Source organism: Gloeomargarita sp. SKYB120 (assembly GCA_025062155.1).
Lineage (GTDB): Bacteria > Cyanobacteriota > Cyanobacteriia > Gloeomargaritales > Gloeomargaritaceae > Gloeomargarita.
The window spans coordinates 143112-164184 of sequence record JANXAM010000002.1 but is presented as its reverse complement, the minus strand read 5'-3'; the positions used below and the strand labels follow the sequence as shown (position 1 = coordinate 164184).

16 protein-coding genes are annotated in these 21073 nt (G+C 55.1%); 5 read left to right on the top strand and 11 right to left on the bottom strand.

The window, feature by feature from the left end:
- From glmS to cobA, 7 genes are all read right to left on the bottom strand, one after another.
- Positions 1-1662 (bottom strand): glutamine--fructose-6-phosphate transaminase (isomerizing) (glmS, locus tag NZ705_01760; GenBank protein MCS7291688.1); only part of this gene is annotated, 1662 nt, incomplete at its 3' end.
- A 156-nt stretch (positions 1663-1818) separates the two neighbouring features.
- Complete coding sequence (locus tag NZ705_01755; GenBank protein ID MCS7291687.1) at positions 1819-2400, bottom strand: Uma2 family endonuclease; 582 nt, start codon at positions 2398-2400, stop codon at positions 1819-1821.
- Between the two features lie 25 nt (positions 2401-2425).
- The gene (locus tag NZ705_01750) at positions 2426-2905 is read right to left on the bottom strand and encodes a CBS domain-containing protein (protein MCS7291686.1); all 480 of its coding nucleotides are present in this window, start codon (positions 2903-2905) and stop codon (positions 2426-2428) included.
- A 30-nt stretch (positions 2906-2935) separates the two neighbouring features.
- Entirely contained in the window at positions 2936-4009 is a 1074-nt protein-coding gene (gene cbiD, locus NZ705_01745) for a cobalt-precorrin-5B (C(1))-methyltransferase CbiD (GenBank protein ID MCS7291685.1), read from the bottom strand.
- On the bottom strand, positions 4002-5186 hold the full coding sequence (locus NZ705_01740) for an 8-amino-7-oxononanoate synthase (GenBank protein ID MCS7291684.1): 1185 nt from the start codon (positions 5184-5186) through the stop codon (positions 4002-4004). Before NZ705_01740 ends, cbiD begins: the two co-directional genes overlap by 8 nt.
- The gene (locus NZ705_01735; GenBank protein MCS7291683.1) at positions 5183-6403 is read right to left on the bottom strand and encodes an SPFH domain-containing protein; all 1221 of its coding nucleotides are present in this window, start codon (positions 6401-6403) and stop codon (positions 5183-5185) included. The genes NZ705_01740 and NZ705_01735 overlap by 4 nt, the downstream gene beginning before the upstream one ends.
- A 31-nt stretch (positions 6404-6434) precedes the next feature.
- Positions 6435-7160, bottom strand: a complete 726-nt coding sequence (gene cobA, locus NZ705_01730; protein ID MCS7291682.1) for a uroporphyrinogen-III C-methyltransferase — start codon at positions 7158-7160, stop codon at positions 6435-6437.
- A gap of 137 nt (positions 7161-7297) precedes the next feature.
- On the opposite strand from cobA, the gene nadA reads away from it, so the two are divergent.
- The 3 genes from nadA to NZ705_01715 all read left to right on the top strand — a co-directional run bounded on the left by nadA (position 7298) and on the right by NZ705_01715 (position 13231).
- Positions 7298-8260, top strand: a complete 963-nt coding sequence (nadA, locus tag NZ705_01725; GenBank protein MCS7291681.1) for a quinolinate synthase NadA — start codon at positions 7298-7300, stop codon at positions 8258-8260.
- A gap of 270 nt (positions 8261-8530) precedes the next feature.
- Positions 8531-12502, top strand: a complete 3972-nt coding sequence (locus tag NZ705_01720; GenBank protein MCS7291680.1) for a magnesium chelatase subunit H — start codon at positions 8531-8533, stop codon at positions 12500-12502.
- A complete protein-coding gene (locus NZ705_01715) occupies positions 12503-13231 on the top strand; it encodes a DUF429 domain-containing protein (GenBank protein MCS7291679.1) in 729 nt (242 codons plus the stop codon).
- On the opposite strand, the gene NZ705_01710 is transcribed toward NZ705_01715, so the two are convergent.
- Positions 13220-13819 carry a chromophore lyase CpcT/CpeT gene (locus NZ705_01710; GenBank protein ID MCS7291678.1) on the bottom strand — a complete coding sequence of 200 codons (600 nt, stop codon included), beginning with the start codon at positions 13817-13819 and terminating at the stop codon, positions 13220-13222. The genes NZ705_01715 and NZ705_01710 overlap by 12 nt on opposite strands.
- 55 nt (positions 13820-13874) lie before the next feature.
- Between NZ705_01710 and NZ705_01705 the strand changes: the two genes are divergently transcribed.
- Together NZ705_01705 and NZ705_01700 are read left to right on the top strand one after the other, a co-directional pair.
- Positions 13875-14216, top strand: a complete 342-nt coding sequence (locus NZ705_01705) for a hypothetical protein (GenBank protein MCS7291677.1) — start codon at positions 13875-13877, stop codon at positions 14214-14216.
- A 5-nt stretch (positions 14217-14221) separates the two neighbouring features.
- Positions 14222-15289, top strand: coding sequence for a hypothetical protein (locus NZ705_01700; protein MCS7291676.1), 1068 nt, complete (start codon positions 14222-14224; stop codon positions 15287-15289).
- On the opposite strand, the gene NZ705_01695 is transcribed toward NZ705_01700, so the two are convergent.
- Genes NZ705_01695 through carB form a run of 3 tightly spaced genes read right to left on the bottom strand, consistent with a single transcriptional unit; the run spans position 15245 to position 21061 of the window.
- Positions 15245-16540, bottom strand: coding sequence for an exonuclease SbcCD subunit D (locus tag NZ705_01695; GenBank protein MCS7291675.1), 1296 nt, complete (start codon positions 16538-16540; stop codon positions 15245-15247). The two genes, NZ705_01700 and NZ705_01695, sit on opposite strands and share 45 nt — an antisense overlap.
- A 24-nt stretch (positions 16541-16564) precedes the next feature.
- On the bottom strand, positions 16565-17812 hold the full coding sequence (locus NZ705_01690; protein MCS7291674.1) for a bifunctional folylpolyglutamate synthase/dihydrofolate synthase: 1248 nt from the start codon (positions 17810-17812) through the stop codon (positions 16565-16567).
- Positions 17813-17815: 3 nt separating this feature from the next.
- Complete coding sequence (gene carB / locus NZ705_01685) at positions 17816-21061, bottom strand: carbamoyl-phosphate synthase large subunit (GenBank protein MCS7291673.1); 3246 nt, start codon at positions 21059-21061, stop codon at positions 17816-17818.
- Positions 21062-21073: the final 12 nt, after the last annotated feature.

The following is a 21073-nucleotide window of genomic DNA, read 5'->3' as shown; positions in this document are numbered from 1 at the left end:
TTCCAAATTGGCCGCCGTCCCCACGCCGATAATTTGAGCTTCTCGCGCCCGCGCTTCTTGCACATTACTAATCGTTTTTTCATAAACCGTTCCGGGCATGGCAATCGCCACAACGGGCACGTTTTTATCCAGTAGCGCGATGGGGCCGTGTTTCATTTCACCGGCGGGATATCCCTCGGCATGAATGTAGCTGATTTCTTTTAATTTCAACGCCCCTTCCAACGCGATGGGGAAATTGATCCCCCGCCCTAAATAAATTACATGGTGTACGTCTTGAAACTGATGCGCTAGTTGCTCAATCGCTGGCGTTTGCGTCTCCAATATCCATTCCAAATGGTTGGGGATTTTCTGCAGGTTGGCGAGATAGAGTTCTAGCTTTTCCTGGTCAATCATCCCGCGCTGGTGGGCCATGTCTAGAGCCAGCAGGTAAAACGCCACCACCTGGGCCGTGAAGGTTTTGGTCGCCGCCACGCCAATTTCAATGCCCGCCCGTGTGTCAATTAGATAAGGCACTAGCCGTCCCAAGGTGCTGTCAGGCCGATTGGTGATGCCGAGCAACCAGGGCGTACCAGTCAAGGTGCGGCTGGCAACCAGGGAGAGCGCCGCCAACGTGTCCGCTGTTTCGCCTGATTGGGTGACGCCAATGGTCAAGGTGCGGGGTAGGTAGGGGGGCGGGGCGTAGCGAAACTCCGAAGCGTAGTACACGTGGGTGGGAATCTGGGCAATCTGCTCTAGGAGATATTTCCCCACCAAACCCGCGTGCCAACTGGTGCCGCAGGCGACGATGTGGATGTGCTCGACCTGCGCGTACAACTCCTGCACTGGCCCTAGGGCAATCTGCCCCTCAATCAGGTGGGACTCCAACCCCTGGCGCAACACCGCCGGTTGCTCGTGGATTTCCTTGAGCATGTAGTGCTTGAAGCCGCCTTTTTCCACCGCTAGGGGACTCCAGGTCAACCGTTGGGGATAGCGCTGCACCCGTTGCCCAGCAAAGGTATAGAGTTCCACGCCTAGGGGCGTCAGGCGGGCCAATTCCCCGTTTTCCAGGGCCAGAAAGGCTTGCGTATGGCTGATCAAAGCAGCGGTATCGGACGCGCAGAAAAATTCCCCCTGGCCTAACCCCACCACCAGGGGCGCTTGTTGCCGGGCCAGCACAATTTCATCAGGGGCGTCAGCCGCAATCGCCGCAATGGCAAAGGCTCCCTCTAAACGCGACACCGCCAGGCGCATTGCTTCCAGGAAGGGGTGGCCCTGCTGCAAATACAGGCTCACGAGATGGGGGATGACCTCCGTATCGGTATCCGACGTAAACACGCACCCCTGGGCAGTCAACTCGTCTCGCAACGCACGGTAGTTTTCGATGATGCCGTTTTGGACAACGGCGACGCGCCGCTGGTTATCCACGTGGGGATGGGCGTTGCGCTCTTCGGGTTTGCCGTGGGTGGCCCAGCGGGTATGACCAATCCCCACATGGCTGTGGGTCGCCGGGAGTTGCGCCTGTAAGTTGTGCAGTTTTCCCGCCGCCCGTAACACGTGAATTTCGCCATTGTCGAGCCACGCCATGCCCGCGGAGTCGTAGCCCCGATATTCCAGCCGGCGCAAGCCTTCCATGAGAATGCCTAAGGCTGATTGCAACCCTACATAACCCACAATGCCGCACATGGCGCGTACCCCCACCCACCGTTAAGCCGATAGTATAACGTTTGGACTGGCAAAGTGCGTCACCCAGTTCCGTCACGACAAAGTAGGTTAATGTGGTTCTCACGGAACGCTCCATCACCAAGCCGGTCATCCTTAGAGTCGCAGGGTGTCATCCCGTTAGGAGTTCTCTAAAAATTCAACCGTTTCGTACAGCTCTGCTAGGGAGAGACGCACCTCAAGCGAGTTGAGCATGACTACATCCGAGAGATGCTTATATTCCTCGAACAGCCACTCGTTCTGCGTTTGTTTGATAAAGTGTTCGACCTGGACTTTATCCTGCGCAATCAAAAGGTATTCTTGGAAGGTAGGAATGGTTCGGTAGGCGCTAAATTTGTCGCCGCGGTCATAGCCTTCCGTTGATTCAGAAAGGATTTCGGCCACGCAGATAGGATTCATGACGGTATCCGTGCGACCTGGTCTTAATTCCGGGGGGCGTGGTGTTACCATCACATCGGGATAGGTGTATTGGTCGGTCGCAGGAATCCAGAGCCGTTGGTCACTCACAAAAATACAGTAGGGTTTCTGTCGCAAACTAGCAGTTAGCAGAAACACCAACATCCGCATGATTTCATTGTGAGTTGGCGTGCCGCCAGGCAGGGGAATCATGTCTCCACGACGGTATTCGTGACGAATTTGCGCCTGCGACTCCCAAGCAAAGTATTCGTCAGGGGTGTAGGTCTTTTTAGCAACGGTAACCATTGCGTTTCCCCTTTGCTCCTACCAGTCACGGATTGGTCTCGGCGGCAATTTCCTCAGCTAAACAGCGCACAATATCCCCTCGCGTCAGGATACCCACGACCCGATTTTCCGAGTTCACCACGGGTAAGCGGCGGACGTTGTGCTGGTGCATTTTATGGGCCGCCACCGTCAGGGGTTCTTCAGGATGAATGCTGATGGGATGGGGAGTCATCACATCGCCAACCGTCGGCCCTAACACTTTGTGCAGTTCCTGGCGATAATGCTGCGGGTTTTCCAGCCAGATCACGGCGTCCATGAACCAGAAATAAAGGGGCGGGCGAATCCCCTCTTGCCGGTGGAGAATATCCAAGGTGGACAAGACACCGACCAGTTGATGCCGCTCATTGACCACGGGTAGGCCGCTAAACCCCCGTTCCGCCAGGATTTGGATGGCCTCCTCAATCGGGGTTTGGGGATAGACCACCACCGGGTCAGGCGTCATGGCTTCGGCAACGGTTTTGGTCATGGGTGGCTCTCCGTGGCGATGATCAGCATCTTAGCGCAGGTTGAACCACCGCTTTGCCCCAGGCGTCTGGGCCACCACTTGCCGCTCGCGGTTGAACAAGATGACTTCCAATCCCAAGGGTTGGCCGCCGTGGGCGTGGATGTAGCTCTGGGTGCGGTGGCGGATTTGGGCCAGGATGATGTCGTACAACGCCCGCATCTGCAACGGCTGCACCTGGTTCAGGTAGTGCATGGCGGCGTCCACCGTCGGTTGCGTCAATAGTTTTTGCAACACTGGCGTCGGCAAACCGGCCCGTAACGCGCAAGCCGCCAGAATTTCCAAACGCGCATCGGCGAGATGGTGGTGGGTGTGGAAAATGCCGCCTGCGAGTTTCAGGAGCTTGCCGTGGTAACCAAGTAGGGTGACGGTTTGCACAGCCAGCAGTGACGCTTCCACCAGCAATGGCCCCAACCAGTTGCCCGTTTTCACCAGGTAGTCATCGGGAATGTGCCACGAGCGGGCCAGGTCGAGACCATTTTCCCCAATGCAAAAGACGACCTCCCCCTGGGGTGCTTTCCGGCGCAGTTCGTCCCGAAATTGCTCTAGTTGTTCCGGCGCGCTTACGGGATGGGCAATGCCGCTGGTTCCCAGGAGAGCCAACCCTTCCACTACACCAAACGCTGCATTGGACGTGCGTTCCGCCAGGCGCCGGCCCTGGGGCAAGATGATTTCTACACGCAAGGGCTTGTCGCTGGCGAGATGGTGGGTCAAGAGACGGCGCGCATACTGATAAATCGCGGCTTGTCCAGTCTCGCGGTGCCACCCCACGCCGTAGCCTCCAACCAAGGTCAAGGGTTCGTCAGCCGATTCGCCCCAGGTGACCAGCGCCCACACTGGCGTGTTGCGGGTCAAGTCCAGATTGTCGCCAGGTTGCGAACGAGTCATGGCCAGCGCCCCACCCCTGGACAAAGGCACCACCTGTTCAATGGGAATTTCCGCTGTCGTCGGTGGGTTCAGTAAATCCAATTGCACCGTGTCTGGGATTTCCTGGGTGCGCAGGTAATGCCAGGCGGCGACGGCACTGGCGCAGGCAAATACGGGTAGGGTGTAACCGGCTTCAGCCATAGACCCCAGAAAATCGACAGAGAACACTCACTAATTCAGCAAGATGGTCGTGCGTGTGGCTGCTGGTGACCGATAGGCGCAACCGGCTGGTGGGAACAGTCGGGGGACGCACCACGCCCGCCAAAACGCCCGCTTCTAAAAGCGCAGGTTCCAACTGGGCGGCGGTTTCGGTATCTCGCAGGGGCAAGCACACAATCGGAGACGGGACGGGCGACAGCAAGGGCAATCCCGCTTGGGTCAACCGCGTTCGCAGGTCGTGGATATTCCGCCAGAGCTGGGCTTGCCGCTGGGGTTCCTGCTGCAGGATGCCAATGGCGGTTAAGGCTGCCGCCGTATCGGGAATCGAAAGACCCGTGCTATAGACCCAGGTGGGCGCGCGGTGCCGTAGATACGCTATCAACGAGTGATGACCGGCGACGTAGCCCCCCATGCTCCCCAGCGCCTTGCTGAAGTTGCCCACCTGTACCAAAGGCCGGTCTTGACACCCCGTCGCCTGCACCCAGCCAGCCCCCTGCTCGCCGAACACGCCGTTACCGTGGGCTTCATCCACCAGCACCATGCAGTCCCACTGCTCTGCCAAGTCCAGCAACTCCGGGAGCGGGCAACAGTCCCCGTCCATGCTGAACAGGCTTTCGGTCGTAATCAAAGCGCGGCGATGGTCGGGGCGATGGGTTTGCAGCAGTTCCTGGAGATGCGCCAGGTCGTTGTGCCGGTAGGCGTACACCTGGGCTTGGCTCAACTTGGCCCCCTGTTGCAGACAACTGTGGTTGTACGCGTCCTGGAAAATGGCATCGGGCCGTCCCACCAGCGCCACAATCGTTCCGAGACAGGCGGCATAGCCACTGCTAAACACCAGCGCGTCTTCCGTGCCCTTCCACTGGGCCACCGTCCGCTCCAACTCCCGATGCAAATCCCGATGGCCGCTGAGCAGCCGCGAACCGGTCGCCCCCACGCCATAACGCTGCATCGCCTGGGTCGCCGCTTGCACTAGCCGTTCATCGCCTGCCAAGCCCAAGTAATCGTTACTGGCGAAGTTCAAAACTCGTTGCTCCCCAACGGTAACAACAGGTCCCGGCGGGCTAGTGATGGGTTTCAACGTCCGTTGCCAGTGCGCCCGCTGGATGGTGACCAGCGCCTGTTCCAGCCATTGATAGGGATGTTGCTGCGCAACCGTCATGATTCGGGTGGGGGGGACTTCTGGGGCAACAGTTGCTTCAGGTCAATGCCGGTCGCCGCCTGTACCTGTTCCCACCAGGCTGCTGTACTACTTGCAGAGGCGGGGTCGAGCACTGTCACACGTTCCACCTGCACCGGAGGAACCGTCGCCGCCAGCGCCTGCAACAGGGGTGCCAGCTTCTGCAGCAGGAAAATTTGCCGCGCATGGGCGCCCGCCTGTTGCCACGTCATCGCCAACTGACGCATCCCTTCCACTAGCGCTTTCCCATCTTCAACGATCTGAGCCGCCGCCGCTTGCGCTGCTTCCATCTCTTGTTGACAACGCGCTTGCGCCGGCGCGATCACATCCGCTTGGAGTTGCTGGCGCACCTGGGTAATCCGTTCTCGCTGTACCGCTAAATCGGCTTGGGTGCGCGCCAATTGGGCTCCGACTTCCGCCTGCACCTCCGCCACCAAGGCTTCCCGCCGCGTGACCGCATCCCGAATCCGCCGCTGGACTTCCGCTTGGATAATCTCCATCTCGGCATCGAGCTTGGCAAAGGTCGTAAGACGGGCGTTTTCAGCGGCTTGGATGGCTGCTTGGGCTTGCGCTTGGGCTTCGGCGATCCGGGCGTCTCGCAGCAGTTCCGCGCGTTGCTTGCGCCCGAGGGAGTCCAGGTACCCCACATCGTCGGAAATGTTTTGAATCTGCAAAGTGTCGAGCACCAGGCCCAATTTCCCCAAATCCTCTTCCGCTTCCTCCTGGAGACTGCGCACAAACGCCAATTTATCTTCATTGACTTGCTGGGGGGTTAAGCTTGCCAGCACGCCCCGCAAATTGCCCTCCAGGGTTTCTTTGGCGATGCGCTGAATCTCATCCCGGGTTTTGCCAAGCAGTCGTTCAATGGCGTTGTGAATAATCGGTTCTTCGCCAGCAATTTTGATATTGGCCACGCCTTCGACCTTCAGGGGAATCCCGCCCTTGGAATAGGCCCCCACCACCTTCAATTCAATAATCATATTGGTCAAATCCAGGCGCAACACCCGCTCAAACAGGGGCATTCGTAAACTGCTTCCCCCCTTGACCAGCCGGTAGCCCACCCGTCGTCCCAACGCCGGCACCCAGCGCGTTGTACCGGCAAAAATCAACACCTCATTCGGCTGGCAGATGTAGTAGAGATTGCGAATCGCCAGCGTGATGATGATGAAAGCAATCACCAGAACAATGAAAAATTCCATTGGAATTCCCCTGCTGGCTCGTTTCCCTAGATCATACTGGTTCCGTCGCTGCCACTTCACCCACCACAATCATCGCTGGCGCTCCGACTCCCGCTTGGGTGACGACATCCGCAATGGTTGCCAGCGTTCCCTGCACCCGTCGCTCCTGAGGCCAAGTTCCCCACTGCACCACCTGGACCGGTGTCGTAGCTGGACGCCCCGCCGCCATCAACGTCTGGGCAATTTCTGCCAAGTGGTGCATCCCCATGTAAATCACCAGCGTATCCGCGCCTTGAGCCAACGCGGTCCAATTCACCGCCGGTCGCGTTTTCTCAATCGCTTCGTGTCCCGTCACCAGGGCCACGCTGGAACTGTATTGCCGGTGGGTCAAGGGCAACCCCAAGGCAAACCCTGCGCTAATCCCGGGTACAACCTCCACCGGAATGCCCGCCTGGCGCAGCGCCGCCACTTCTTCACCCCCGCGCCCAAAAATAAATGGGTCGCCCGCCTTGAGCCGCACCACCGTTGCGTATTCCTGAGCCTTGGCAATCAGCAACTCATTAATTTTCGCCTGGGGTAACGCGTGCCAGCCCCGGTACTTGCCCACAAAAATGCGTTCCGCCTGAGGGTTGACCATCGCTAGGATCGGGGGACTCACCAGCGCATCGTAAATTACCACCTCCGCCAGCTCCAGCAGCGTTTTGCCCTTCAGGGTGAGCAATCCCGGGTCGCCCGGGCCTGCGCCCACCAAGTACACCGTGCCCGTCATCCGCGCCATCAGTCAGCGTTAGATCATTAAAGGTACAATATCCGACCGGCATTTGTGAGTTTGGTATCGCCTGTCACGCCGGTTCTAATTTTGGTAAAATCAACTATAATACAACAAAGCGTTACAGAACTCTCAGGAGTAGGGCGATGTTCTTGCCGGTGCAGGAGACGGCGCTGCCGAAGGATTTGGTTGGGGCGATTCAGGCGCTCAAGCAGGAGTTAAACGCCGTCATTTTAGCGCATTATTACCAGGATTCCCAGGTGCAGGACGTCGCCGACTACGTGGGGGATTCGCTAGGGTTATCTCGGCAAGCAGCCCAGACCAACGCCGATGTCATTTTATTTGCCGGCGTGCATTTCATGGCGGAAACGGCGAAGATTCTCAACCCCGATAAGTTGGTGTTGTTGCCAGATTTGGCCGCCGGTTGCTCGCTAGCGGATAGTTGTCCCCCTGATGCCTTCGCTGCGTTCAAGGCCCAGTATCCCGACCACCTGGTGATTTCCTACATCAACTGCTCGGCGGCCATCAAAGCCATGAGCGATATTATTTGCACCAGTTCCAACGCGGTCGCCATTGTCCAGCAGATTCCCCCCGAACAGCCAATCATTTTTGCGCCAGACCAAAACTTGGGGCGCTATGTCATGAAGCAAACCGGGCGGGAAATGGTGCTCTGGCCAGGCAGTTGCATCGTCCACGAGACGTTTTCTTATCAGGAATTGGTGAAGCTGAAGGTGCGCTATCCCCACGCGCAAATCATTGCCCACCCCGAATGCGAAGCCCCGGTTTTAGAAATGGCGGATTACATCGCATCCACCACCGGCCTGCTCAAATACGTCCAGCGCAGCGACGCTCGGGAATTCATCGTGGTGACCGAACCGGGCATCATTCACCAGATGCAAAAAGCTGCTCCTGACAAGGTGTTCATTCCGGCGCCGGCCACCAACGGTTGCGCGTGCAATCAATGTCCCTACATGCGCTTGAACACCCTGGAAAAAGTCTATCTGGCGCTGCGGGACCGCCAACCGGAAATCACCGTGCCGGAAGACATCCGTCAGAAAGCCCTGGTGCCCCTAGAACGGATGCTGGCGATGAGTGCGGGGATTCCCTGAGGCCACGTGATTTTGGCTAGGTCATCTCTTGGCTCTTGCTCCAGGGCTTCGGCCTGCGACTTGGGGAATGACACGTATAAGGTGACCTAACTATTACAGCCCCGTCCCCAGTTTTTCTCTGCTTCCTTATCAGAAAACGTACCACAGCGCAAGAAGTCTATCCTAAAATTAAGCAACGTATCGAATTATTGCAGGTGGGGGTGCAGGGGCCGCCGGCGTGGGGCGTTTTCGGTAAGAATACTCATAGACCGTTTGTGTGACAGCGAGCTTATGTTCACCTACGTCAAGCCGGCGATCCGTCAATTGCAGCCTGAAAATGTGGAAAATCGCACCGTGATGCGGGTGGTGTATGTGGTATTGGAACCGCAGTATCAAAGCACATTGACGGCGGCGGCGCGGGAAATCAATACGCAACCGGGAAATTTAGCGGTGGAATTGCGGGGATATTTGATTGAAGAATTGCGCTCACCAGAGAACTATCAGCAATTCCAAGCGGATATTGCCCAGGCGGACGTGTTTATTGCGTCGTTGATTTTTGTCGAAGATTTGGCGCAAAAGATTGTCCAAGCGGTCACACCGTACCGAGATAAGTTGCACGCGATTGTCGTGTTTCCGTCCCTGCCAGAGGTGATGCGCTTGAACAAGCTGGGGACGTTTTCCATGGCGCAGTTGGGTCAATCCAAGAGTGCCATTGCCCAGTTCATGCGCAAGCGCAAAGAGGCCGGGGGTGCATCGTTCCAGGAGGGAATGCTCAAGTTATTGCAAACCCTGCCCAAAATCTTAAAATACCTGCCCATTGATAAGGCTCAAGATGCCCGCAATTTCATGTTGAGTTTTCAGTATTGGTTGGGTGGGTCGAAAGAAAACCTGCGCAATTTCCTACTCATGCTGGCGGATAAATATCTGCCCCATGTAGAGGAAAAATTGGCGTTTCAAGAGCCGGTGACCTATCCCGATATGGGCATCTGGCATCCCCTGGCGCCCCAGATGTTTGAGTCGTTAACAGATTACTTGCGCTGGTACGAAAACCGGGCAGATATTGGCGAAGAATTGCGCGATTCTTTAGCGCCGACGGTGGGTCTGGTATTGCAGCGCACCCATTTAATTACCGGCGATGACGCCCATTACGTGGCAATGGTACAGGAGTTGGAGTGTTTGGGGGCGCGGGTGATTCCGGTGTTTGCTGGTGGACTGGATTTTTCCAAGCCAGTGGAAGCCTATTTTTATCACCCCAAACAACCCCAAAAACCGCTGGTGGATGTGGTGGTGTCGTTAACCGGATTTGCACTGGTGGGGGGACCGGCCCGGCAAGACCATCCCAAAGCGGTAGAAGCGCTCAAAAAACTGAATCGTCCCTACATTGTGGCGTTGCCCTTGGTGTTTCAAACGACGGAGGAATGGCGGGCGAGTGATTTGGGATTGCACCCAATTCAAGTGGCGTTGCAAATGGCGATTCCCGAGTTGGACGGGGCGATTGAACCGATTATCCTATCGGGCCGGGATGGAGCGACTGGGAAGGCGATTGCCCTGCGAGACCGGGTGGAATTACTGGCGAAACGGGCGATGCGCTGGGTGCAACTGCGGCGCAAACCCAAGTGTCAAAAGAAAATTGCGATTACGGTTTTCAGTTTTCCGCCCGATAAAGGCAATGTGGGGACGGCGGCGTATTTGGATGTCTTTGGCTCAATTTACCGGGTGTTAGAGGCGCTCAAAAATAACGGGTATTTTGTGGATGAGATGCCCGCGAGCGTCGAGGAATTAATGGAAGCAGTTTTGCATGACCGGCAAGCGCTGGTGGGCAGTCCCAATTTGAACATTGCCTACCGGATGCCGGTGCCGGAATACGAGCGATTGACGCCCTACCACGAGCGCATTACGGAGCAATGGGGGCCGCCGCCAGGCCATCTCAACAGCGATGGACAACATTTGCTCATCTACGGCAAGCATTTTGGAAATGTATTTATCGGGGTGCAACCGACGTTTGGGTATGAAGGGGACCCGATGCGATTGTTGTTCTCCCGTTCGGCATCGCCCCACCATGGGTTTGCTGCCTATTACACCTACCTGAATCACATCTGGCAAGCGGATGCGGTGTTGCACTTTGGGACGCACGGTTCGCTGGAGTTTATGCCGGGCAAGCAGATGGGACTCTCCGGCGATTGTTATCCCGACAATTTGATTGGGGAATTGCCCAATTTCTATTACTACGCGGCGAATAATCCATCGGAGGCGACGATTGCCAAGCGGCGGGGGTATGCCACCACGATTAGTTACCTGACGCCGGCGGCGGACCAGGCGGGTTTGTACAAGGGGTTGCGGGAGTTAAAGGATTTGATTGCGTCCTACCAAACACTGAAAGACACGGGACGGGGCGCCGCTATTATTAACAGCATCCTGGAGCAATGTTGCCTGGTGAATTTGGACCAGGATGTGCCGTTGCCAGAAACCAGTGGCGATGCATTGACACCCGAGCAGCGGGATGAATTGGTGGGCAAAATTTACCGGCAATTGATGGACATCGAGTCACGCCTGTTGCCGTTTGGATTGCACGTGATTGGTCAACCGCCATCGGCCCAGGAAGCAATTGCGACACTGGTGGCGATTGCGAAAGTGGACCGTCCTGAGGAAGGGTTAGAGAGTTTGCCGCGCACGCTCGCCCGCAGTTTGGGTCAGGATTTGGATGCCATCTACCAGCGCAGTCAACGGGGGGATTTAGAGGCAGTGGCGCTGTTGGACAAGCTGCAAAATGACACTCAAAAAGCGATTACGACGCTGGTGGAAACAGTCACGGACCAGGAGGGACGGATTGGCCGGACGGCGCGGTTCAATTTCTTTGGGTTGGGGGCGCAAGAACCCTGGTTTCAACTCCTGAAAAAAGACTACCCCCAACTGGAGCAGGTGCAGTTGCAGCCGTTGATGAATTACTTGGCCCAATGCCTGGAACTCATCACAGCGGACAACGAGCTAGGGGCCTTGTTGCGGGCGCTGGAAGGAGAGTACATTGCGCCGGGGCCAGGGGGAGACCCCATCCGCACGCCGGAGGTGCTGCCGACGGGTAAAAACATTCATGCCCTGGACCCCCAATCCATTCCCACGGCGGCGGCCATTGCCCAGGCGCGGGTGATTGTGGACCGCCTGCTGGAGCGGTATCGCCAGGAAGCTGGGGGCGCGTGGCCAGAAAGTATCGCCATCACCCTGTGGGGCACGGACAATATCAAGACCTACGGGGAATCCCTGGCCCAGGTGTTTTGGCTGGTGGGCGTCAAACCCATGCCGGATGCCCTGGGACGGATGAACCGGTTGCAGCTCATCCCGCTGGAGGAATTGGGCCGGCCCCGCATTGATGTGGTGGTAAATTGCTCGGGTGTCTTCCGGGACTTGTTCCTGAACCAGATGTATTTGATTGACCAGGCGGTGAAACTGGCGGCGGAGGCGGAAGAACCCCTGGAGTGGAATTTTGTGCGCAAACATGCCCTAGAGCAGGCCCAAGAGTTAAACATTCCCCTGCGGCAAGCGGCGACACGGGTGTTTTCCAACGCGTCGGGTTCCTACGCGGCCAATGTCAACCTGGCGGTGGAAAACAGCACCTGGGAGCAGGAAAAGGATTTGCAGGAGATGTTTTTAACCCGCAAGTCCTATGCGTTTAACGCCGATTCGCCGGGGACGATGGAGCAAAACCTGCAATTGTTCCAAAGCAGCCTGCGTCGGGTGGATGTGACGTTGCAGAATCTGGATTCGTCGGAAATTTCGCTCACCGATGTGTCCCACTACTTTGATTCCGACCCGACCAAGGTGGTGGCCAGTTTACGCAGCGATGGCAAAAAACCCCAGGCGTATATTGCTGACACCACGACGCCGGATGCGCGGGTGCGGAGTTTGAGCGAGACGGTGCGCCTGGATTCCCGGACCAAGTTGCTCAACCCCAAGTGGTATGAGAGCTTGCTCAAGCACGGCTATGAGGGGGTGCGGGAGATTGCCAAGCGGCTGAACAACACGCTGGGGTGGTCGGCGACGGCGGGCGCGGTGGACAACTGGATTTACGAAGAAGCCCACAACACTTACATCAACGACCCCCAGATGCGGGAGCGGCTAATGAACTTGAACCCCCATTCTTTCCGGCGGATTGTCGGCACGCTGTTGGAAGTGCATGGGCGGGGTTACTGGCAAACCAGTGAAGCCAACATCCAACTGCTCCAACAGCTTTACCAGGACATCGAAGACCGGATTGAAGGGGTCGCCTAGTTGCGCTTCCTAGGCATTGACCTGGGCTGGACGTGCGGGCCGTCAGGGCTTTGCTGCTTGGCATGGGACGGGCAAACCCTGGCGCTAATGGACTTGGACCGGCGGCAGCTGCTAACGGACATCCTGGCCTGGGTGGATACCTGGGCACCGGTGGGGCAACCGGCGGGGATTGCGGTGGATGCGCCGACTATCATTCCCAATCCAACGGGGATGCGCCTGCCCGACCGGTTAACGCATCAATACTTTCGCAGTTATCATGCGGGATGTTATCCAGCAAACCAGGGGCGTCCCTTTGCCCAGCGCACGGTGGGATTTGGGCAAGCGTTGTTGGCGCGGCAATTTCGCCACGGCGTTGACATCCAACCCCGTTCCCCTGACCGCTGGCAAATCGAGGTTTTTCCCCATCCGGCGGTGGTGCATTTATTTAACTTGCCGCGCATTCTCAAGTACAAAAAGGGAGCCTTAACCGAACGACGACAGGAATTAGCCAAGCTACGGGATTTGCTATGGCAACTCCAACAGGCGGAACCCCCTTTAGTCCTGACCGAATTGCCGGCGATTCCCCTAAACGGTTCATCCTTGAAGGTGGTGGAAGACCAGTTGGATGCGTTGGTGTGTGCCTATGTAGCGGCGTACTGGTGGTACTGGGGACCGCAGAAAAACCAGGTTTTGGGGAACGAAGAAACGGGTTATATTGTGGTGCCAGAACGCCGGTTTTCAATAGGGTAATCTAGGCACTTCTTCCGCAAAACTTTGCACCCGTGTAAATTCAAATGGCCCCGCGACAGCGCCCCACACCTGGACATCGGTTTCTGGGTCACGACCCCGGTCCCAACTCAGAAATTGCTGGGCATTGATCACAAATTCGCTATCCAAGTACGTGCGTTTGCCACGCCGTTCGACCCAGCAACATTTACCCGGTTCCACCTTGCCATGAAAACTATGACCATCCCAGGTGACAATCATATTGCAACCAGGCAAGCGGGTCAGGTGTTCACGGGTGAGCGCTTGTAACCGGTCTTTTTGCCGAGACGCACCGTAAAATGCTGCTTCATCTCGTACCACGTAATTTTCGATTTCTAAATGGTCATTGACGGTGATGATTTTAAGTACGCGCACCCGATAGGGCCGGTGCAATTCATAGTCGTAGGCTTGTTCCACATACAGACTCAACCCGTCCAGCAGCGACCAGGGCAAAGGACGCATACACACCCGGATATGGGCAAAAAAGGGCGGGTTCTCAAACGCCTGGGCCTGGTTACTAAAATCAGCAGCCAGCCAGCGGGCCAAGGTTTGCTGATCGGTCGGGTGGGTCATACACTACTATAAAAACAATCAACGCTAGCTAGATTGTACGGTCTGGGAGAGACGGGTGAACAACGGGTGGCGATTTTGGCTGGGCTGGCTCTTGCTTCTGGCGGTACTGAGCAATATCGGACTCCAGGGCCTAGCGCAGGGGTTGTCAGCCTTCCTGCTATTTCTAGTGATCGCGCCGCCCCTGGTGCTATGGGGATTGCGCTGGTGGGTGCGCCGGCAAATCGCGGTCGGTCCCTGCCCCGTCTGTGGCACGTCACTCCAGGGGTGGAACCAGACCCAAACCCGCTGCCCCAACTGTGGTGAACGATTGCAAGTCAGCGGCGGTAAATTTCAACGTTTGACGCCCCCCGGTACGGTAGATGTTGAAGCTGTAGAAGTTCCCGAATCGCCAAACTGATGACCATGTCGCTGGCAACATTACGTCAAGCACAAGCATCAACCGGCGCCCAATTTCACCCGGACGGTTTCCCCTGGATATTTGGTCAAGAAATCAATACACGCAACCAGTTAGAAACCGGCGTCATTTTGTTCGACCGTACGCATTGGGGACGGTTATTGCTGCAGGGAGCTGACCGTATGCGTTACCTGCACAACCAGAGCACCAATGACATTCAGAAGTTGAGCGTTGGTCAAGGTTGCGACACGGTTTTCGTGACATCCACCGCCCGTACCATTGATTTGGTAAGCGCCTACATTGAACCGGAGCAGATTCGTTTGGTCATTTCGCCGGGGCAACGGCAACGCATTATCCAATGGCTCGAAAAATACATCTTTTTTGCCGATCACGTAACTGTCCTTGACCACACGGATGCCACCGCCATGTTTACGCTGATTGGGCCAGGGAGTCACGAACTGGTCGCGCAATTGGGGGCCGCCGATTTAACCGCTCAACCGCTGGGCAATCACACTGTCATCGCTTGGGAAAACGCACCCGTTTGGATAGCAGTTGGCAGTGGATTAGTCACACCTGGTTACACAATCATTGTGCCGGTGGAAATGGCGACTGACTTTTGGCAATGGTGTAGGCAACAGGGGGCGATTCCCTGGGGTGAACAGGCGTGGGAATGGCTACGAATTGAGCAAGGACGACCGGCGGTTGGTGCAGAACTCACGGAAGATTACAATCCTTTTGAAGCGGGTTTATGGCATTGCGTGTCCCTGCAGAAGGGGTGTTATATCGGGCAAGAAACCCTGGCGCGACTTAACACTTATCAGGGGGTCAAACAACAGTTGTGGGGCCTGAAATTAACCGCACCAGCCACACCAGGTACCCCGATTTATCTGGGTGAAGAAAAAGTTGGCGTATTGACCAGTTACACCCATTCTTTTCAGGAAGAACACCGAGGTTTGGGATATATTCGTACCAAAGCGGGCGGCGTTGGATTAATGGTGCAGGTGGATGGAAAAACCGCTGAAGTTGTAGATTTACCGTTCGCTCACCGGGGTTATCTCGCCCAGTTGCAGGGGTAGTTGTTCAGTTGCGGGTGTTGCCGACCAGTCCGGTTCTGTGCCCTGGAGTAAGGCTTGCGCCGCTAGTAATAAGTCCTTTTTCAAGGGCTTGAGATGCTCCATTTCGTCCACGTATTGCGCCAGGACCGTCATGGGGTCTAAGACCTGGCTGAGATCGACATTTGTAATTCGTTTTCGGGGTTGTTCTGTCACAATTTCTGGTTGCAAAGCGACGTAGTGGGCTGTGGCTAGCGCTTCCCGCAGTTCTCTCTCATTGATCTGAGTGACTTGGTCAGCACGAATTCGATAAATCACCCGCACAATTGCATCAGTAATTGGGGCTTTTTTTACCGCGTCTAGAAGTTTGGTTTGCGGGTCTTTCGCCTGGGTTAAATCCACCTGGATGGTGTGCATGGGGCGAGTGGGCAATGGACAAAATTGCCAGCGCGTTTCGGTAGGTTCAATCTCAACAAGCACATATCCTTTGGCTTCGTTTTCTTCACCAAAGTCAACGCGCTCAATACTACCGGCATAGACCACTGGCGGTTCCTGGCACAACACTTGATGGCGATGGACATGCCCTAAGGCCACATAGCGAAAACAAGGCTGAGCCAACAATGACAAAGGCACGGTAAACGTTTTCCCTGGCGATAAAAATCGTTCGGCTCCCAATATCGCCTGGTCCACCATCAGATGGGCTGCTAAGATGGCTGGTATATTGGCGTCCAAAAGAAGAATCTCTCCTTCGAGGGCTTCCCGCAGCCGTGTCAGTAGTAATTGGTTAATCTGTTCCATTGACAAACCTTGTGTCTCCGGTTTGGTCAGCAGCATGGAGTGGGTAATCCAGGGCAAGGTAACAATTTGTAAGGGTCCATTGGGAGTGGTCAAGGTGTAGGTCGCTAAAGATTCCCCTACAATGACACCAGGCACATTCAGCGCTCGATAAATGGATAACGACGCCCCCCCTTCTCCTTGCTTGTATTGGTCGTGATTGCCCACCAGCATCACCACCGGAATTTCAGCAGTCGTCAAGCGCAAAAATTGTCGAGCAAACAATTCCTGAATCCGGGGAGGCGGCGTTGCATCGGGAAAGGCGTCTCCGGTGAACAACACCACATCCACGGGCAAAGCTAACGCCTGATCAATCGCTGTTTCCAAGGCCCGATAAAAATCTTCTACTCGTGTGTTGATACCAGTTTGCGGATTAAACCGCCCATAACCTTGGCCGCTTCCCAGGTGAATATCTGATAGGTGTAAAATGCGGATACCCATGGTTGTTTATCCGGTTTTCTTCTATTATCGCTGAAACGAGGGGCTCCCGATGTCTTTGAGCACTTGTCCGATCAAATACAATGAGCCGCAAATGACCGGTGTATATCCGACCATTACCCCAGCCAAAGCATCTTGAATAGCATCAGACGCCTGCGCCGTGACTCCTGGGCAAATTTGCTGGCTCAAATCACAGAGTATCGCCGGTTCATGGTAGCGGTGACCGGGAATCGGGACAAAACTCACCCTGTCCTTCGGACGTAAAAGTGCTGCTAAAATTGCGTTGGCGTCTTTACTGGTTAGTAATCCAATCACCCAATGCACCGGTGCTAAGTGCTCTTGGTCAATGTAACGACGTAAGGTTGCAGCGCCTTCAGGATTGTGCGCCCCGTCCAGTAGAATTTGTCGGCCCTGCCAATCCACCCATTGTAATCGGCCCGGCCAGCGGGTATGCGCAATTCCCCACTGCACATTTGCCACCGGTAAACACCATCCCTGCTGTCGCAATTGGTTCACAACTTCTAGCGCAATCATTGCATTTAACTTTTGATGTTCACCGAGCAGGGGGATTGAGTAGTCATCACCTTGGAAAGACAAGATATTTCCTGAGGGAGATGCTGGCGGTTCGACCACAACGAGCGGGCAATGCAGTTCTCGCGCACGATGGTCAATGACAGCTGCCGCGTCGGGTGGTACGGGCCCCCGCACCAGGGGACGATAGGGCTTAAGAATTCCCGCTTTTTCCCAGGCGATGTCGGCAACTGTCGGACCAAGCCGGTCTTGATGATCGAACCCAATAGAAGTTATCACTGTGACCAAGGGATTTTCTATCACATTAGTCGCATCTAGACGTCCCCCCAACCCCACTTCAATCACGGCAATATCCACCTGTTGCTCAGCAAAATAAACCCACATCAAGGCCGTAATGGCTTCAAATTCTGTGATGGCGAGATGATAGGTCTCTACCACTTGTTTGATCTGGGACAGAATCTGCCACCAGTCAGTTTCAAGAATGGGTTTCCCATTAATCTGAATTCGCTCTTGGTAATGCACCAGATGCGGAGAAATGTACAAGCCCGTGCGATAACCGCAGGCGGTCAATACATGGGCGAGATACGCGCATACCGACCCCTTGCCGTTTGTGCCTGTGACGTGAATCGCCGGTACTTTTTGATGGGGTTGGCCGAGATGGCTGAGTAACTGCTGGATACGCTCCAAACCCAACGTGATACCAAAGCGTTGTAATTGTTGAAAAAATGTCTGGACGTCTGTCATGAACTAGCGCAATAACTGGTAGTAATCCTGAATCGTTTTGGGTGCAGACATCCCCTGCTGTAGGGCGCGAATCGCTGCAACCGTTGCCCGAGCGCCAGCCAGTGTCGTGACGAGGGGAATCTTGTACGCCAAAGCGGTACGGCGGATCAACTGTCCATCAGCGTAGGCATCTTCCCCCGAAGGAGTGTTGAGAATAAGTTGAATCTGGCCATTTTTAATCCAATCAATAACATGGGGGCGACCTTCATGCAGTTTGAATACATGGTCAACCGTTAAGCCGTGATTTAAGAGAATTTGGCGCGTTCCCTGGGTAGCTACAATTTGAAAACCTAGCTCTATTAACTCCCGAATGATAGGTACCGCTCCGGCCTTGTCACGGTCATTAAAGGAGGCAAACACTCGCCCGCTTAATGGCAAATTTTGACCCGCCGCAATCTGGGATTTGGCAAAGGCTTGACCAAAATCAGTGGCAATGCCCATTACTTCACCCGTCGAGCGCATTTCTGGCCCCAAAATTGTATCCGTGCCAGGGAATTTTTCAAATGGTAAAACAACTTCTTTCACGGAGTAATAAGGGGGGATCACTTCCTGGGTAAATCCCAAATCAGCCAATCGCTCACCTGCCATCACCCGCGCTGCTAGTTTGGCTAGGGGTACACCGGTCGCTTTCGCAATAAAAGGTACGGTGCGAGACGCGCGTGGATTTGCTTCCAATATATAGACTTGTTCTCCTTGAATGGCAAATTGAATGTTCATTAAGCCCACGACCTGCAATCGTTCGGCTAAGGCATAGGTCCAGGTGCGAATTTGCGTTAATACGTTTTCCGGTAGTGAATACGTAGGCAACACACACGCGGAATCGCCAGAGTGAATCCCGGCCTGCTCAATATGTTCTAAAATCCCGCCAATGACCACTGTGCCGTCCTGGTCTCGCAGGGCATCCACGTCCACTTCAATGGCATTTTCTAAAAACTTATCCACCAGAATTGGGTGGTCAGGTTCCACTTGTACAGCCGTTTTCATGTAACGTTCGAGTTCGCTGTCGGAATAGACAATTTCCATGGCTCGTCCGCCTAATACGTAGCTGGGACGTACCACCACGGGGTAACCGAGACGCTGGGCAATTTTGATGGCTTCTTGTGCGTTGTGGGCAATGCCGTTGGGGGGTTGTTGAATGTTGAGTTCGCGGAGAATTTGCTCGAATTTTTCTCGGTCTTCGGCAATGTCAATGGAGATAGGTGATGTTCCCCAAATACGGGTGGGTAATTCGGGATGCTCGTTCAACGCCTGATATAAGGGTAAGGCTAATTTCAACGGGGTTTGACCGCCAAATTGGACAATGACACCCACGGGCTTTTCGGCTTCTAAAATATGCAGAACATCTTCTAGGGTCAGGGGTTCAAAGTACAGGCGGTCGCTGGTGTCATAGTCTGTTGAAACAGTCTCGGGGTTGGAATTCACCATGATGGTTTCGTAACCCTGTTCCTTGAGAGCGAAGGCGGCGTGGCAACAGCAGTAATCAAATTCAATGCCTTGACCAATCCGATTGGGGCCGCCCCCTAAAATCACGACTTTGGGTTTATCAGTCGGACGTACTTCGGTTTCCTGCTCATAGGTGGAGTAGTGGTAGGGGGTGTAGGCTTCAAATTCGGCGGCGCAGGTGTCCACGGTTTTATACACAGGAAGTAGCCCAATGCGATGACGATGGGCGCGAATTTCGGCTTCGGTCTTGCGGGTGGCAAAGGCAATTTGACGGTCACTGAATCCCTTTTGTTTAATCAACCGCCAATCTTCGGGAGTAATCTTCTCAAACGGCGTAATTTTCATATAGCGCTCGGTGTTGAGCAAGTCTTCCATTTCTCGTAAAAACCACGGGTCAATGCCAGTGAGTTCGTAGATTTCTTCGACGGTTAATCCAAGCAATAACGCATGACGGATGTGGAAGATGCGGTCGGGATTGGGGATGCGCAAATTGGCCCGCACCTGCTCCAAGGTTGGCAAGACTTCCGAACGGTCACAACCCCAACCCGCTCGCCCCGTTTCGAGGGAACGAATCGCTTTTTGGAAGGACTCTTGAAAGGTGCGGCCAATCGCCATGGCTTCCCCAACAGATTTCATCTGCGTCGTGAGATGGGGCGCAGCGCCGGGGAATTTTTCAAAGGTGAACCGGGGGATTTTGGTAACGACATAATCAATGCTGGGTTCAAAGCAAGCAGGCGTTTTTTTGGTAATGTCATTGGTTAATTCCGGTAAGGTGTAACCGACCGCCAATTTAGCAGCGATTTTCGCAATGGGAAAACCCGTGGCCTTTGACGCTAGCGCCGAACTGCGGGAAACGCGGGGGTTCATTTCAATGACAATCACGTCGCCGTTCTGGGGATTGACGGCAAATTGGATGTTCGACCCGCCAGTTTCGACGCCAATTTCCCGAATGATCCGAATGGCGTAATCGCGCAGGCGCTGGTATTCCTTATCGGTGAGGGTTTGGGCTGGCGCAACGGTGATGGAATCGCCGGTATGAACACCCATGGGGTCCACGTTTTCAATCGAACAAATAATCACTACGTTGTCGGCCAAATCCCGCATCACTTCCAGTTCAAATTCTTTCCAGCCCAGCAGGGATTGTTCAATCAAAATTTGCGAGACGGGACTGGCTTCCAAACCGGCGCGGGCAATTTGTTCAAATTCTTCCTGGTTATAGGCAATGCCACCGCCAGTCCCCCCCAAGGTAAATGCCGGGCGAATAATTAAGGGATAAGTGTTAATTTGCTGGGCGATTTGTTGCGCTTCTTCCCAACTTTCGGCCAATCCTGATGGGCACACATTTAACCCAATTTTTTGCATGGCTTCTTTGAACAACCGGCGGTCTTCGGCTTTTTCGATGGCGCTGAGTTTTGCCCCAATCAGTTCTACGCCGTATTGCTCGAGCACTCCCATTTTTGCCAAGCGCACGGCCAGGTTCAATGCCGTTTGCCCCCCCATCGTCGGCAACAGGGCTTGGGGTCGCTCCTGGGCAATCACCTGGGTCAGCACTTCAGCGGTCAAGGGTTCGATGTAGGTGCGGTCGGCCATGTCTGGGTCGGTCATGATGGTTGCCGGGTTGGAGTTCACGAGCACCACCTGATACCCTTCTTCCCGTAGCGCTTTGCAGGCTTGCGTGCCGGAGTAATCAAATTCGCAGGCTTGACCGATGACGATGGGGCCGGAACCAATCAGCAGGATTTTTTCAATATCGGTGCGACGGGGCATGGACGTATCTCA